The organism is Kribbella sp. NPDC104740, assembly GCF_055583505.1.
Genome location: NZ_JBVJNV010000002.1, coordinates 450,682 through 464,484 on the forward strand (window position 1 = coordinate 450,682; position 13,803 = coordinate 464,484).

General features: G+C 70.3%; 13 protein-coding genes. 5 read left to right on the plus strand and 8 right to left on the minus strand.

From position 1 onward, the window contains the following. Positions 1 to 61: 61 nt before the first annotated feature. From ACZ6Z4_RS11710 to ACZ6Z4_RS11725, 4 genes are all read right to left on the minus strand, one after another. Positions 62 to 1,840, minus strand: coding sequence for an ABC transporter substrate-binding protein (locus tag ACZ6Z4_RS11710; protein WP_465561715.1), 1,779 nt, complete (start codon positions 1,838 to 1,840; stop codon positions 62 to 64). A gap of 58 nt (positions 1,841 to 1,898) precedes the next feature. Next, positions 1,899 to 2,891 (minus strand): ABC transporter permease, encoded by a 993-nt coding sequence (locus ACZ6Z4_RS11715; protein ID WP_465561717.1) that lies wholly within the window; start codon positions 2,889 to 2,891, stop codon positions 1,899 to 1,901. Positions 2,892 to 3,072: 181 nt separating this feature from the next. Then, positions 3,073 to 4,644, minus strand: coding sequence for an ABC transporter substrate-binding protein (locus ACZ6Z4_RS11720; RefSeq protein WP_465561719.1), 1,572 nt, complete (start codon positions 4,642 to 4,644; stop codon positions 3,073 to 3,075). A gap of 58 nt (positions 4,645 to 4,702) precedes the next feature. Further along, positions 4,703 to 5,353 (minus strand): HAD family hydrolase, encoded by a 651-nt coding sequence (locus ACZ6Z4_RS11725; RefSeq protein ID WP_465561721.1) that lies wholly within the window; start codon positions 5,351 to 5,353, stop codon positions 4,703 to 4,705. A gap of 172 nt (positions 5,354 to 5,525) precedes the next feature. Here ACZ6Z4_RS11725 and ACZ6Z4_RS11730 point away from each other — a divergent pair, with 172 nt between their 5' ends. From ACZ6Z4_RS11730 to ACZ6Z4_RS11745, 4 genes are all read left to right on the plus strand, one after another. Then, positions 5,526 to 6,371, plus strand: a complete 846-nt coding sequence (locus ACZ6Z4_RS11730) for a PAC2 family protein (RefSeq protein WP_465561723.1) — start codon at positions 5,526 to 5,528, stop codon at positions 6,369 to 6,371. 278 nt (positions 6,372 to 6,649) lie between these two features. Then, positions 6,650 to 7,366: a hypothetical protein gene (locus ACZ6Z4_RS11735; protein WP_465561725.1), complete on the plus strand. Its 717-nt coding sequence runs from the start codon at positions 6,650 to 6,652 to the stop codon at positions 7,364 to 7,366. Between the two features lie 144 nt (positions 7,367 to 7,510). Beyond that, the gene (locus ACZ6Z4_RS11740) at positions 7,511 to 8,278 is read left to right on the plus strand and encodes a L,D-transpeptidase (protein WP_465561727.1); all 768 of its coding nucleotides are present in this window, start codon (positions 7,511 to 7,513) and stop codon (positions 8,276 to 8,278) included. Between the two features lie 11 nt (positions 8,279 to 8,289). Next, a complete protein-coding gene (locus ACZ6Z4_RS11745; protein WP_465561729.1) occupies positions 8,290 to 9,186 on the plus strand; it encodes a hypothetical protein in 897 nt (298 codons plus the stop codon). A 150-nt stretch (positions 9,187 to 9,336) separates the two neighbouring features. On the opposite strand, the gene mshC is transcribed toward ACZ6Z4_RS11745, so the two are convergent. Further along, on the minus strand, positions 9,337 to 10,557 hold the full coding sequence (gene mshC, locus ACZ6Z4_RS11750) for a cysteine--1-D-myo-inosityl 2-amino-2-deoxy-alpha-D-glucopyranoside ligase (RefSeq protein WP_465561731.1): 1,221 nt from the start codon (positions 10,555 to 10,557) through the stop codon (positions 9,337 to 9,339). Positions 10,558 to 10,641: 84 nt separating this feature from the next. After that, on the minus strand, positions 10,642 to 11,457 hold the full coding sequence (locus ACZ6Z4_RS11755; RefSeq protein WP_465561733.1) for an NmrA family NAD(P)-binding protein: 816 nt from the start codon (positions 11,455 to 11,457) through the stop codon (positions 10,642 to 10,644). A gap of 111 nt (positions 11,458 to 11,568) precedes the next feature. Here ACZ6Z4_RS11755 and ACZ6Z4_RS11760 point away from each other — a divergent pair, with 111 nt between their 5' ends. Further along, entirely contained in the window at positions 11,569 to 12,543 is a 975-nt protein-coding gene (locus tag ACZ6Z4_RS11760) for an AraC family transcriptional regulator (protein ID WP_465561736.1), read from the plus strand. Here ACZ6Z4_RS11760 and ACZ6Z4_RS11765 read toward each other — a convergent pair. Both ACZ6Z4_RS11765 and ACZ6Z4_RS11770 read right to left on the minus strand, forming a co-directional pair. Then, entirely contained in the window at positions 12,431 to 13,219 is a 789-nt protein-coding gene (locus tag ACZ6Z4_RS11765) for an SCO1664 family protein (RefSeq protein ID WP_465561738.1), read from the minus strand. The genes ACZ6Z4_RS11760 and ACZ6Z4_RS11765 overlap by 113 nt on opposite strands. Beyond that, positions 13,216 to 13,791, minus strand: coding sequence for a DUF3090 domain-containing protein (locus ACZ6Z4_RS11770; protein WP_363673909.1), 576 nt, complete (start codon positions 13,789 to 13,791; stop codon positions 13,216 to 13,218). The genes ACZ6Z4_RS11765 and ACZ6Z4_RS11770 overlap by 4 nt, the downstream gene beginning before the upstream one ends. Between the last annotated feature and the right edge of the window lie 12 nt (positions 13,792 to 13,803).

The window sequence follows — 13,803 nt, forward strand, 5'->3', positions numbered from 1 at the left end:
GCCACCGTCAGCCTTCACCTACCTCTGCTGGCGAATGATGGTTGTTCAGGGCAACCGACTGCTACTTCTGCGCGAGCCCGATGCTGGCGTAGTCGTACATGTTCTGGCCGTCGTTGGAGAAGACGTTGGCCAGGGTGTCCGGACGGTACAGCAGGCCCTTGGCCCAGGTGCCCGGCAGCGCGCCGGCCTGCTCCATGACCTTCTTGTCGATGTCGACCCAGAGCTGGTTGCGCTTGGCCTCGTCGGTCTCGGCCAGCGCCTTGTCGATCATCGTGTCGACCTCGGGGATCCGGATCCCGAGGTTGGTGTTGCCACCGGTGGCCCGGATGGTCCGGGAGTCGACGATCTGGCTCAGGAAGCCGAAGCCGTCGGTCCAGTCCGCGCCCCAGCTGTAGACGATCAGGCCGAGCTTGTTCGCCTTGGCGAAGTCCGGCTTGCCGGCGTACAGCTTGGTGTAGTCACCGGTCGGGTACGGCTTGGTGGTCAGGTTGATGCCGACCTTCTTCAGCGACTGCTGCAGCGTCTCGGCGACCGCCTTCTCCTTGGCCCGGTCGGCCCGGTAGGAGATGTTGATGTTGAAGCCGTTCGGCTGACCGCACTTGGCCAGCGACTCCTTGGCCTTGGCGACGTCACCGTTCTTGTTGGCCTCGAAGCCGTAGTCGTCGAACTTCTCGGCACCGGTGACCAGCGGCGGCATCATGTTGGTGGCGATGTCGCCACCGATCGGGCCGCCGTACGCACGCTGGTAGCCCTCGTGGTCGGCGGCGTACAGGATCGCCTTGCGGCAGTCCAGGTTGTTCAGCGGCGGGACCTCGGTGTTCAGCACGGTGAAGTTGAGTCGCGGCGCGGCCACGTTGTCCGCGTGCGCCTTCAGCTTCGGGTCGGCCAGGATCTTGGCCTGGGTCTCCGGCTGGACGCCGGTACCCGCGATGTCGACGTCGAGGTCACCGGCGATCAGCCGGTTGTCGATGTCGGTGCCGTTCACGTTGAACGCGACGTTGATCTTGTCCGGCAGCGCCTTGCGGCCCGACTCCGGGTCGGTCGCCGGGTCGTACTGGTCGTTGCGGGTCAGCGTCAGGCCCTTGTTCGCGTCGAAGCTCTCGAACTTGTACGGGCCGGTCGCGATCGGGTGCTCCTGGTACTTCGTACCGGTGTCCTTGGCCTGCGGCACCGGGGCCGTCGACGGGAGCTGGGCGAAGTAGTCGAAGCCGGCGAACGACTTGTTCAGGTTGAACACGATGGTGTTCGCGTCGGGGGTCTCGATCGCCTTGGCGACGCCGGCCATCGACGGGTCCTTGTAGACGCTGTAGCCCTTCGGCACGTCCAGCAGGAAGTCGTTGAAGTACGTCGGGCCGCTGGGCAGCGTCGCCTTGTCGAGCGAGCGCGCGACGGCGTACTTGACGTCCTTCGAGGTGACCTCGGTGCCGTCCTCGAACTTGACGCCCTTGCGGATCTTGTAGGTCCACGTCTTGGCGTCGTTGCTCGGCACACCCGGCGCCTCGGCCAGGTCCGGCACCGGCTTGGCGCCCTCGGCGCCCGGCGCCGACTTGAAGACCATCAGCGGCCGGACGTAGTTGCGGACCAGGTTCCAGGACAGGCCGTAGTAGGTGTCACCGGGGTCGGTGGAGTCCCACTTCTCGGTGATCGCCATCCGCAAGGTGCCACCCTTTTTGTCGCTCGGGTTGAACACCTTGTTGTTGGCCGCGTCGAACGCGGCGGTGGCCCCGCCCGCCGAGCTGCCCCCACCGGGAGTGGCCTTGGGTCCCCCACCGCAAGCCACCAGGCTCATGGCGACGGCCGCAGCGACGGCGGTAGCCGTCGTGATGCGATTCCATCTCATCTGTTGTTGCACCCCTTTTTTCGTGAGAGCCAGGCTCCCTGGTTGGCGAGAAGTCGTTTTACCGCGAGCGTGGGTCGAGCGCGTCCCGCAGGCCGTCACCGAACAGGTTGAAGGCGAGCACCGTGACGAAGATGGCCAGACCGGGCCAGAGCATGTACGTCGGGTTGACCTGGTACCAGTTCGCGGCGATCGAGAGCATGTCGCCCCAGCTGGCCGTCGGCGGGCGGACGCCGACGCCGAGGTAGGACAGGCCGGCCTCGAACAGCACGTTGGTCGGGATCAGCAGCGTCGCGTAGACCAGGATCGGCGCGATCAGGTTCGGCAGCAGCTCGGTGAACAGGATGTACGGCCGGCGGGCGCCGAGGCTGCGGGCCGCGTCGACGAACTCACGCTCGCGCAGCGACAGCGTCTGGCCGCGGATGATCCGGCCGATGTAGGGCCAGCTGAAGAAGCCGATGATGAAGACGATCAGCGCCACCCGCAGCGCGTCGCCCTGCAGGCCGAGGATCGAGTCCGGCACCGCGCCGACCAGCGCCAGTGCGAACAGCACCAGCGGGAAGGCCAGGAAGATGTCCATCAGCCGGCTGATCAGGGTGTCGATCCAGCCACCGAAGTAGCCGGCCATGATGCCCATCGCGACCCCGATGACCACCGAGAGCAGCGTGGCCAGGAAGGCGATCAGCAGCGAGATCCGGGCGCCGTACACGATCCGGGCGAAGATGTCGCGGCCGTTGACCGGCTCGACGCCGAACGGGTGGTCGGCGCTCATCCCGCCGAGCTTGCCGATCGGGGTCTGCAGCGAGGGGTCGACCAGGTCCTGGTGGAAGTCGTTCGGGGTGACCCCGACGATCTTGCAGATCAGCGGCGCGAAGATCGCGACCACGATCAGCAGCAGCACGATGATGCCGCCGGCGATCGCGACCTTGTCGCGCTTCAGCCGCATCCACGAGATCTGCCACAGTGAGCGGCCCTCGATCTTGCGGACGCCCTCGAGAACGGCCTCCGGCTGTGCCGACGAAGATCCCGGCTCGACCTCGAGTGGCGTGCTCACGCGTTGTGTTCCCCTGCCTCGTTGTGGTGACCGACCGAAACCGGACATGGCTGCCGCCTTAACCTGCCGCCGAAACGGGCCGTAGTCAAACGGCGGAAGTGCTGCGTTGCCCGATCGTGATGACGTGGAGATCGTCCCGTATTGTGGACAGATCGCAGGGTCGCACGGAGCTTCCGGACAGTTACTTCCGTAACGTCGAGAAGGTCAGGTAGGACAGCGGGTTGAGGATACTGGTTGGATTTTTGATCTCTTTACCGGCCACCACTGTCAGCCGTGCCTGCCACACCGGGATCAGCGGAGCGTCGTGGGCGATCACCGACTGTGCCTGCTCCAGGACCTGCTCGCGCTTCAGCTGGTTCTGCTCCGCGACCTCCTGGTCGAGCAGCTTGTTCGCGGTCTGCGACCGGTAGCCGTTCTGGTAGATCGCGCCCTCACGGACGAACGGCACCAGGTAGTCGTCGGGGTCCGGGTAGTCCGGCAGCCAGCCCGAGTGGTACAGGTCGAACGCGCCGCTGCGCGCGAGCTGCTGGTACCGCGGCCACTCGACGCTGCGCAACGTGACCCGGAACAGACCGGACGCGTCCAGCTGGCGCTTCAGCTCGGTCACCTCGGCCTTCGCGCCGGCGCCGTACCGGGTCGGGGTCCAGCCGAGCGTCAGCGGGACCGGAGTGGTGACGCCGCCCTCGCGCAGGATCGCGGCCGCGGCGGCCTTGTTCGGGTCCTTGTACTCGGCGCGGAACGCGTCGACGTGACCACCGGCACCCGGCGGTACGACGGAGTACAGCGGGGTCACCTGGTCGCCGTACGCCTTCTTGGCGATCGCGCTGCGGTCGATCAGCTGCGCCACCGCACGCCGTACGGCGGGACGTCGCGACACCGCGGATTTGAAGTGGAACGAGAAGTAGCGGATCTCCGCCGACGGTGCGTCGACGACCTGGACCTTGTCACCGGCGCGCAGCTTGTCGAGATCGGTCGCACCGAAACCGTGGAAGGCGATGTCGGCCTTGCCGGACGTCACCGCGCTGCTCAGGGCGGCGGAGTCCGGCAGCAGCGTCAGGTCGATGCCGTCGTTCTGCGCGGCCCGCGGGCCCTTGTAGCCCTTGAACTTCGTCAGCGACGCGCTCGCCCCCGGCTTGTACGCCGTCAGCTCGTACGGGCCGCTGCCGACCGCCTTCGCCGGCATCAGCTTCGTCGCCGGGTAGACCTCTTCGTCGACGATCGAGGCGGCGGTGGTGGTCAGCAGGTACGGGATGCGGGCGTCCGGCTTCTTCAGCGTGAACACCGCGGTCAGGCTGTCCGGCGTACTGATCGAGGCGATCGAGCCGAACAGCCCGGCGATCCCGCCCGGTGTCTTCAGCTTGAGCAACCGGTCGAAGCTGAACTTCACGTCCGACGAGGTCAGCTCGTGCCCGTTCGGGAAGGTCAGACCGCTCTTCAGGCTGCACGTGTACGTCGTCGGCGCGTCGAACTGGCAGTCGGCCGCGTCCGGGACCGGCGTCGGTTTGTCGGACGTGATCGTCAGCAGGGTCTGGAAGAGGTTCGCCTGCAGGGTGCGGGAACCGATCTCGTACGGACCGGCCGGGTCGAGCGACGTCACGGTGTCGGTGGTGGCGACCTTGAAGGTGAGCTGCCGTGGCGGCTCACCGGTCTGCTGCGGCGCCGAACCGCCCGTCTTGTCCCCGCACGACGCCAGCGATCCCGCCAGAACGCCGGCGACGGCCGCAGCCATCACCCGGCGCGAGTACACCTTCACCACATCCACCCTCTCGTCCCCAGACACGCCCCCGCGGGCACCCAAAGACGGTACTGCCTCAGCGGAGCAGCGCGCGCAGCGACTCCGGCGTCAGCGGCTCCAGCGACTTGACCACCAGCCGCCGCGGCGCGTCCTCGATCTCCACCCACTGCGGTACGGCGACGACGAACGCGCCGGCCGCCGTACCGGCCGCGGTGCCGCCCGGGGAGTCCTCGATCACGACGCAGGACGCCGGGTCGACCCCGAGCGCCTTCGCGGCGGTCAGGTACGGCTCCGGGTGCGGCTTGCCGTGCTCGACCTCGTCACCGGCGACGACCGTCGCGAACAGGCCGTCCGGGAAGTGCCCGAGCACGGCGTCGATCATCACCCGGTACGACGCCGAGACCAGCGCGCACGGGATCTCCTCCTTCACACACGCCTGCAGCAGCTCCAGCGCGCCCGGCCGGAACTCCACCTCGCGGCGCAGCGTCTCCACGACCTCGGTGAACATCCGCTCGGCCAGCTCCTCAGCGGTGATCGCACCGGCCGGGATCCGCGCCATCCAGGCGGTGACCGCGTCGCGCAGGTCGGAGCCGACCAGGGCGACGCAGTCCTCCACGGTCCACTCGGCGCCGAGCTCGGCGAGCAGCGCGATCTGCACCCGCGCCCAGACCGGTTCGGAGTCGACCAGCGTGCCGTCCATGTCCCACAGCACCGCTTGCAACGTCAAGGGAGAGCTCCTCAGCTGGTCGTCCGGGATCGAGGGGTCGTAAGAATTTTACAAGGTCGGTCCGACACGTTCCGCTGGGCGTGAAACCGGACGCACGGCGGACAGCGGAGACGTAGGCTGGCAGTCCGGTACGAACCTCGTACCGGGAGACGAGTAGGACAGGGGGTGGCGAGTGGTCGACCTCGCGAACCTGCGGGACCCGGTCGTGATCGCCGCGTTCGAGGGCTGGAACGACGCGGCCGACGCCGCCACCGGGGCGGTGGACCACCTGATCGAGCAGTGGGACGCCGAACTGGTCACCGCGATCGACCCCGAGGACTACTACGACTTCCAGGTGAACCGCCCGACCGTCGCCTTCGACGACGACGGGCAGCGCCGGCTGACCTGGCCGACCACCCGGGTGTTCCTGGCCCGGCCCGAGGACACCGACCGCGACGTGCTGCTGATCCGCGGCATCGAGCCGAACATGCGCTGGCGCACCTTCTGCCGCGAGTTGCTCGCGGTGGTCGACGAGTCGAACGCGCAACTGGTCGTCGTCCTGGGTGCCCTGCTGGCCGACTCGCCGCACACGCGCCCGATCCCGGTCAGCGCCTCGTCCTCGGACCCGGAGCTGACCGCGTCCTGGAGCCTCGAGCCGTCGACGTACGAGGGACCCACCGGCATCTCCGGCGTCTTCGCCGACCTGTGCGGAACTCTCGGCGTACCGGCGGTGTCGATCTGGTCGGCGATCCCCCACTACATCGCCGGCACCCCTTGTCCGAAGGCGTCCCTCGCCCTCCTCGGCAAGGTCGAGGCCCTGCTCGACCTCCCGATCCCCGAGGGCGACCTCCCCGAGCTGGCCCGCGCCTGGCAACGCGGCGCCGACGAGCTCTCCGAGGAGGACCCGGAGGTCGCCGAGTACGTCGCGACCCTCGAGGAGCAGCGCGACACCACCGACCTCCCCGAAGCCTCCGGCGACGCCATCGCCGCGGAGTTCGAGCGCTACCTGCGACGGCGCAACAAGAACCATCCGGACTGACGCCGACGCAGAGTGACTGTTGCGGCTTTGTGACCCGCGATTTCGATCGTTCCAGTAACGCTGAGCGAGCATCCTGCGATGTAGGGGTCAACCACCCGGCCGCAGGGCCGGCCCGATCCCGACGGATCGGCAGGGTGTTGGCCGGCGTACGACGGAGCCGCAGTGGGGGGAACCGGGACGGGCCGTCCCGGCCGCCGCGGTGCCGTCGCCGTGCGACGCCCTGGTGATCTGTTCGCGTCCCGCGTGGACGCGGGCGCTTCATCAATCAGGGGGGCACGATGTCTCAGCAGTACCCGCAGTACCAGCAGTTCCCGGGGCAGCCGCAGCAGCCGTTCCAGCCACCGGTCCCGCCGCAGGCACCGAAGAAGAAGCACACCGTGCGGAACGTGTTCCTCGCGATCGGCGGGACATTCGTGCTGCTCGTCGGTGGTTGTACTGCCGCGGTGGTCGCGGCCGGTGGTGGGGACGAGCCGGCCAAGCAGACCGCGTCGGGCGGGGCCTCGACAGCGCCGGTCAGTGCGCCGGCGACCAGTGGGCCACCCGCCGCCGTGGAGACTCCGTCGGCCGCACAGTCCAGTGCGAGCTCCGATGTTGCCAAGGTCGGAGCCACCGAGTGGTTCGACTACACCGACGGGCTGCAGGTCCAGGTCACGAAGATGACCCGGTTCAAGATCTCGTCGTACGCCGCCGGCGGGCAGCCGGGCGATGTCGGCGTCGCGGTGACGGTGACGATCAAGAACGGCAGCAGCGAGACATTCGACGCCGCGCTGGCCAGCGTGAACCTCGCCGCCGGGCCGAACGGCGACGAGGCCGACAAGGTCTACGACTCCGGTAACAACGTCGGCGGCGGGTTCGAGGGAAGCATCCCGAAGGGCCGGTCGAAGACCGCCCGGTTCGGGTTCGCCGTCCCGAAGGCGCAGTTGTCGAAGCTGGTCGCCGAGGTCGCGCCGAGCTGGGACCACGACGGCTCGTTCTTCGAGGGTGCGGTCAAGTAGTGGTTCCTACGAAGGGCGACGACGCGGGCCGTCGTCGCCCTTCGGGCCGTAGTCAAATGGGGTGCGTACTGTGGCGTAACTTGTCGGATCGTTCTATCGTCAGGCGGACGACGGCGGTTGGTCGAGTGACGGGGACGTTGGGGCATGGCGCGGGAGCAGCGGGGTGGTGGGTCGGTGGCGGCGGTGGCCGTGCTGGCTGTGCTGGGGATCGCGGGGGCTGTCGCGTTGCTGGACGACGGGACGCCGGATGTTGATCTGAGCACGCTCGCGGCTTCGTCTACGCACGCGACGATCAGTACGGCGCCGTTGGACACGCAGCCGTTCTCTGGGACCGACGGGGTGGTCGTGCATCCGCGGGTGGAGACGGCGGTGTTCTCGGCGCCGGACGCGGAGCCGTTCGCGAAGGTCGGGCCGGAGCAGTTCGGGGCGACCTGGTTGCCGGTGGTGGAGCGGGTCGACGGGTGGGTGCGGGTGCTGCTGCCGTCGAAGCCCAATCGCTCGACGGGGTGGCTGGTCGATGAGGACCTGGATCACGCGTCGTCGGCGTACGTCATTCGCGTGCACACCGGGTCGCGGACGCTGGAGCTCTTCGAGAGCGGGAAGCGGCTCGGGAAGTGGAAGGCCGGTGTCGGGGCGCAGAAGACGCCGACGCCGTCGGGGCGGACGTTCCTGCTCGGGTCGATCATCGACCCGAAGCGGTCGGCGTCGCCCGTCGTGCTGCCGCTGGGTGCGCACAGCCCGACGCTCGACACGTTCGGCGGCGGGCCGGGCACGGTCGCGATCCACGGGTGGCCACGGCCCGACGTGTTCGGTGCGGCGGTCAGCGCCGGCTGCGTCCGGGTCCCGCAGACCGCGCTCGACCGGCTGCAACGCGTCCCGCTGGGGACGCTCGTTCTGATCGACAGCAAATGAGGGTGAGACTGATGCGACGACACATCGTTCCGGCGGTCACGACGGCCGCGTCCGTCACCGGGGTCGTGGTGCTGACCCTCGTCACCGCCGCCGCACCCGGCAACGCGACCGACCGGCCCTCGTCGGCGTACGCGATCGGGGCGGACGGTCAGGTCCCGGTCGACCGTACGCCGTACGTCGAGTCGCGCGACGGCCGCGAGCGCAGCTCGTCGGCGCTCGAGCTGCCGAAGAACCCGTTGCTCTCGGCCCGCACCGCGACGGTCACCGCGGGGAACGACAAGGCGTCGGTCGAGCTGCTCGACGTGACGCTCGGCAAGGGCGCGCTCGACGCCGTCCAGCTCCCGCCGGACCTGAAGAAGTCGTGCGCCTCGCTCCCGCCGACCGGCGCCGGCGACCTGCCGATCCCGGATCTCCCGCTGCCCGACCTCGGGCTGCCGCTGCCTGACTTGAGCACCGCCGACCTGCCGGTGAAGAACCTGCCGGAGCTGTGCGACCTGCTGCTCACCCCGCCGAGCTCGGTCCTCGGGATCGACGCGGTCAACGTCTGGTGCGCGGGCGACAAGGGCGGTGTCGACATCGGGTCGGTGACGCTGCTCGGACAGAAGATCCAGGTCCCGGAGACGAAGCAGGGCGCGGTCATCCCAGCGGCGCCGCTGGCGACGATCACGGTCAACCAGCAGTCGCAGCAGGCTGACGGGTCGTTCACCGTCACGGGTCTGACGATCAACCTCGGCGACGGTGCTCAGGTGATCCGGCTGGCCTCGGCGACCTGCGCGAAGCCTGCCGCGAAGGCCACGCCGAAGCCTCAGCCGACGCGTCCTCAGCCGGTTCCGGGGACCGACGTCGGCCGTCCTCCGGCCGCGCCCGTCCCCACCCCGGTGAAGACCCACCACCCGGTCACCGGCTGACGCTCAGACCGCGCACCGCCGCGGCGAGGCGCGGGAGCGGGAGCCGGGCGTGGGAGCCGGGCGTGGGAGCCGGGCGTGGGAGCCGGGCGTGGGAGCCGGGCGCGGGCGCCGGGCGCGGGCGCCGGGCGCGGGGCGCGGGGCGCCGACCGGCTAGAGCTTGATCCCCAACAGCCCGTCGACCGCCTGAGCAACCAGCGCCGGCGCCTCGGTGTCGTCGCCGTTGCTCTCGGCCCACGTGTCGATCGCCGACAGCGCGGCAACGGTGTCGAGGTCGTTGGTCAGCGCCGCCCGCAGCGCCTCGACCGCCGCCGTACCGTCCGGACCGGTGCCTCGGGCAACGGCTCCGCGCCACAGGTCGAGGCGGTTCTGGGCGTCGAGCAGATCCGCGTCGGTCCAGAACCACTCGGTCCGGTAGTGGTGCGCGAGCAACGCCAGCCGGATCGCCATCGGATCCGACCCGCCCTGCCGCTCGCGCGACACCAGGACCAGGTTCCCCTTCGACTTGGACATCTTCTCCCCGTCGAGCCCGACCATCGCCTGGTGCACGTACGCGCGGGCGAACGGGTGCTCGCCGGTCGCCACCTGGGCGCCGCTGGCCGACATCTCGTGGTGCGGGAAGATCAGGTCGGTCCCGCCGCCCTGGACGTCGAACGTCATCCCGAGGTGCTTCAGCGCGATCGCCGAGCACTCGACGTGCCAGCCCGGCCGGCCCCGGCCGAACGGCGACTCCCAGGACGGCTCCCCCGGGCGCTCCGCGCGCCACAGCAGGCTGTCCAGCGGGTCGCGCTTGCCCTCGCGGTCCGGGTCGCCGCCGCGCTCGGCGAACAGCGCGCGCATCGTCTCACCGTCGTAGTTCGAGACGCTGCCGAACGCCGGGTCGGCCTTCACCGCGAAGTACAGGTCGTCGTCGACGGAGTAGACCGCGCCCGCGCGCTGCAGGTCCGCGATCGCGTCGCTGACCAGGTCGATCGACTCGACGACCCCGACGTACTCCTGCGGAGGGATCACCCGCAGCGCGGTCATGTCGTCGCGGAACAGCTGGATCTCCTGCTCGGCCAGATCGGTCCACTCCACCCCGGTCGCGGTCGCGCGCTCGAGCAGCGGGTCGTCGACGTCGGTGATGTTCTGCGTGTAGTGCACCCCGTACCCGGCGTCCCGCCACAGGCGGTTGATCAGGTCGAACGTGACGTACGTCGCCGCGTGGCCCATGTGCGTCGCGTCGTACGGCGTGATGCCGCAGACGTACATCCGGGCCGTGCCGTCCGCGCCGGGCGGCACCTCGACGAACCCACCGGACGCGGTGTCGTAGAGGCGAAGACGCCGGGCCGGCCCCGGTACGACCGGGATGTCTGGATTCGTCCACGCCTGCATGAGACGGAGCCTATCCAGTCAACGAAGTGGGCCGGCCCGGAGGCCCACCCTGCGGTCCTCCCGACCTCGACCTCCGGCTGACGGTCAGCCCCCGAACGTCCGCTGCGCATACGTCGCGAAGCTCGCCGGCGGGCGGCCCAGCACCCGCTCCACACCGTCGCCCGGCGTCGTCAGCCAGCCGGCCCGCATCGCCGCGTACATCGTGTTCAGCGTCTCCACGACCTCCTCCGGGTACCCCGTGCCGCGCAGCTCGACGGCGTGCTCCTGCGGCGTCACCTCGGCGTACTCGATCTGTCGGCCGGCCGCTGCTCCGATCTGCGCGACCGCCTCCGCGAAGGTCAGCGACTCCGGCCCCGACAGCTCGTAGACCTGCTGCGAGTGCCCGTCCCGGGTCAGCACCTCGGCTGCGACCTCGGCCACGTCCTCGACATCGACGAACGGCTCCCCGACCGGCCCGATCGGCAGCTCCAGCCGTCCAGCGGCGATCGGCGCGCTCCACAGGTCCTCGGAGAAGTTCTGCGCGAAGTTGCTGGACCGCAGCACCGTCCAGTCCGCCCCCGACGCCTGCACCGCCCGCTCGGCGGCCAGTAAGCCCGGAAGCAGCACGATCCCCGCCGCGTTCACCGTGTCGATCGCCCGCCCGGACAGTACGACGAACCGCCGCACTCCCGCGGTCACGGCCTCGGCCACGAACGGCTCGACCACGCCGACCTCCTCGGGCGCGATCAGGTACACCGCCGAGATCCCCCGCAGCGCCGCCGCCCAGCTCCCCCTGTCGTCCCAGTCGAACCGCGTCCGCGCCGACCGCGACGCCGCCCGCACCTCGGCCCCCGCGGCGCGCAGCCGCGGCACCAGCCGCCGCCCGGTCTTGCCCGTTGCCCCCAGCACCAAAATCGTCATACCCGCAGTCAACCGCCGCGGCGCCACGGACCCCATGCCCGAGCGTCCGCACCGCATGTCCGGGCGTCCCGAGCGCCGGGTGCGCCCGTCGTCTCCGCCTATCGTGGGCCCGTGGAACCACTCGACGATCTCCTCCGCGGCGTCCGCGCCGACGGAGCCGTGCTCGGTACGCCGGTCCTCGCCGCTCCCTACGCGCTCCGCTTCACCGACGGCGCCGACCTCACCCTGATCGCCCCACTGCGCGGCGAAGCCTGGATCGTCGCCGACGGCACCGCGCTGCTCGTCCGGCCGGGCGACACGGCGGTCGTCAACGGCCCCGCACCCTTCGTCGTCACCGACGACCCGGCCCGCACCGGACCGACCCGGGACGTCAGCTGCGACGGCACGGTCGGCGGCACGCCGTACGACGAAGAGCGCGGCGGCACGGTCCTGCTGGCCGGCGCCGCCACGGTCCGCGGCGGGCTCCCGAACCGGCTGTTCCGCGAGCTGCCCCGGGCGATCGCCGTACCGTCGGACCACGACTGCGCGCCGCTGCGCGACTACCTCGAGTCGCGCATCGCGACCGGCGCCCACGGACGGCACGTCGTCCTCGACCGGCTGATCGACTGGCTGCTGGTGTGCGCGGTCCGCGACTGGTTCGACCTGAACACCCCACCGTGGTACCAGGCTGCTGCCGACCCGACCGTCGGCCCGGTCCTGCAGGCCCTGCACACGAGTCCCGCGGCGCCCTGGACCCTCGCGTCCCTGGCCGGCGTCGCGAACGTCTCCCGCACGACCCTCGCCCGCCGGTTCACCGAGCTCGTCGGCGAACCGCCGCTGACCTACCTGACCGATCTGCGGATGTCGCTGGCCGCGGAACTGCTCGGCGAGCCCGGCGCCACCGTCGGTCAGGTCGCGCGCAAGGTCGGGTACGCCGACGCGTTCAGCTTCAGCACCGCGTTCAAACGCGAACGCGGCACCAGCCCGAACCAGCTCAGAACGCCGGCCACGGGATCGCCGGCCAGTCGTCGCTCGGGTGCGGGAACACACCCGACTTCAGCAACGCCGCACACCGCTCGCGCGTCGCGCTCAGCTCGACAGCCGTGATCAGCGTGCACAGCTCCTGCCCGAACGCCCCGGCCAGCCCGTCCGCGAGCTTCCGTACGTCGTCCAGCAGCTCCTCGGCCACCGCCTCACCGGCCCAGCCCCACAGCACCGTCCGCAGCTTGTCGTCGGCGTTGAAGGTGACGCCGTGGTCGACGCCGAAGACCCTGCCGTCGCCCGGGTTCAGCACGTGGCCGCCCTTGCGGTCGGCATTGTTGACCACGGCATCGAACACCGCCATCCGCCGCAGCTGCTCGTTGTCGGCGTGCACCAGCGTCACCGGGTTGTGCCGGCCGTCGAGCGCGTCCAGGACTCCGACCCACCCGGCCGGGACACGGCCCTGCGGCACGATGTCGACCAGCTCGGTCTCCCCCGGCGGCAGCTCGGCCTCGTCGATCCAGAGCTGGACCATGCCCTCACCGAGCGGCCCGTCGCGCAGCAGCGTCGGCGGTACGACGTGCCAGCCGAGCGCCTCCGACACGACGTACGCCGCGTACTCGCGCTGGGCCAGCGTGCCGTCGGGGAAGTCCCACAGCGGGCGCTCGCCCTGGACCGGCTTGTAGACGACCGTGGCCGTCTCGCCGTCCAGGCTGACCTCGCCCTGGAAGGTGCCGTTCGACGCGGCGACCAGCCGCCCGTTCAGGGACAGCTCGCCGCGTGCGAGCAGGTCCGGGTTCATTCGCGGACGTGCCTGCGGTAGCCGTTGGCGCGCGGGCAGATGTGGCCCTCGGGGTCGATCGGGCGGCCGCAGAACGGGCAGCTCGGCCGGCCGGAGGCGACCAGCGCGACCGCCCGCCGGGCGAACGCCCGGGCCTGCTCCTCGCTGATCCGGACGATGAACACCTCGGAGTCCTCGGACTCCATCGCCGCGGCGACCGGGTCCTCCTCCTCGAGCTCGGCCTGCTCGCCGGTGACGACCGCGAACACCTCGATCACCACCCGCTCGGCGTCGGCCTCCCAGGCCAGCGTCATGGTGCCGGCCCGGAACTCCTCCTCGATCGGCTGCTCGAGCGGGTCGGTGTCGTCGACGCCGGTGACCGTGGCCGGCTCGCGGTCGAACCGCCGGGCCACCTCGTCCAGCATCACGTCGAGCCGCTCCGCGAGCGCCATCACCTGTTCCTTCTCGCAGGCCACCGAGGTGAGCCGGGTCCCGGCCCGGGCCTGCAGGAAGAAGGTGCGGGCCCCGGGCTCTCCCACGGTGCCGGCGACGAACCGGTCCGGGTCGTCGTACGAATGCACTACACGCGCCATGCCTCAGACCCT

What these genes read in the sequence shown, in the direction of transcription:
- ACZ6Z4_RS11740 (WP_465561727.1), top strand. Translation starts at nt 7,511, where the DNA reads ATGGCGCGGGAGCAGCGGGGTGGTGGGTCGGTGGCGGCGGTGGCCGTG.
- ACZ6Z4_RS11765 (WP_465561738.1), bottom strand. Translation starts at nt 13,219, where the DNA reads ATGAACCCGGACCTGCTCGCACGCGGCGAGCTGTCCCTGAACGGGCGG.
- ACZ6Z4_RS11710 (WP_465561715.1), bottom strand. Translation starts at nt 1,840, where the DNA reads ATGAGATGGAATCGCATCACGACGGCTACCGCCGTCGCTGCGGCCGTC.
- ACZ6Z4_RS11735 (WP_465561725.1), top strand. Translation starts at nt 6,650, where the DNA reads ATGTCTCAGCAGTACCCGCAGTACCAGCAGTTCCCGGGGCAGCCGCAG.
- ACZ6Z4_RS11755 (WP_465561733.1), bottom strand. Translation starts at nt 11,457, where the DNA reads ATGACGATTTTGGTGCTGGGGGCAACGGGCAAGACCGGGCGGCGGCTG.
- ACZ6Z4_RS11745 (WP_465561729.1), top strand. Translation starts at nt 8,290, where the DNA reads ATGCGACGACACATCGTTCCGGCGGTCACGACGGCCGCGTCCGTCACC.
- mshC (WP_465561731.1), bottom strand. Translation starts at nt 10,557, where the DNA reads ATGCAGGCGTGGACGAATCCAGACATCCCGGTCGTACCGGGGCCGGCC.
- ACZ6Z4_RS11770 (WP_363673909.1), bottom strand. Translation starts at nt 13,791, where the DNA reads ATGGCGCGTGTAGTGCATTCGTACGACGACCCGGACCGGTTCGTCGCC.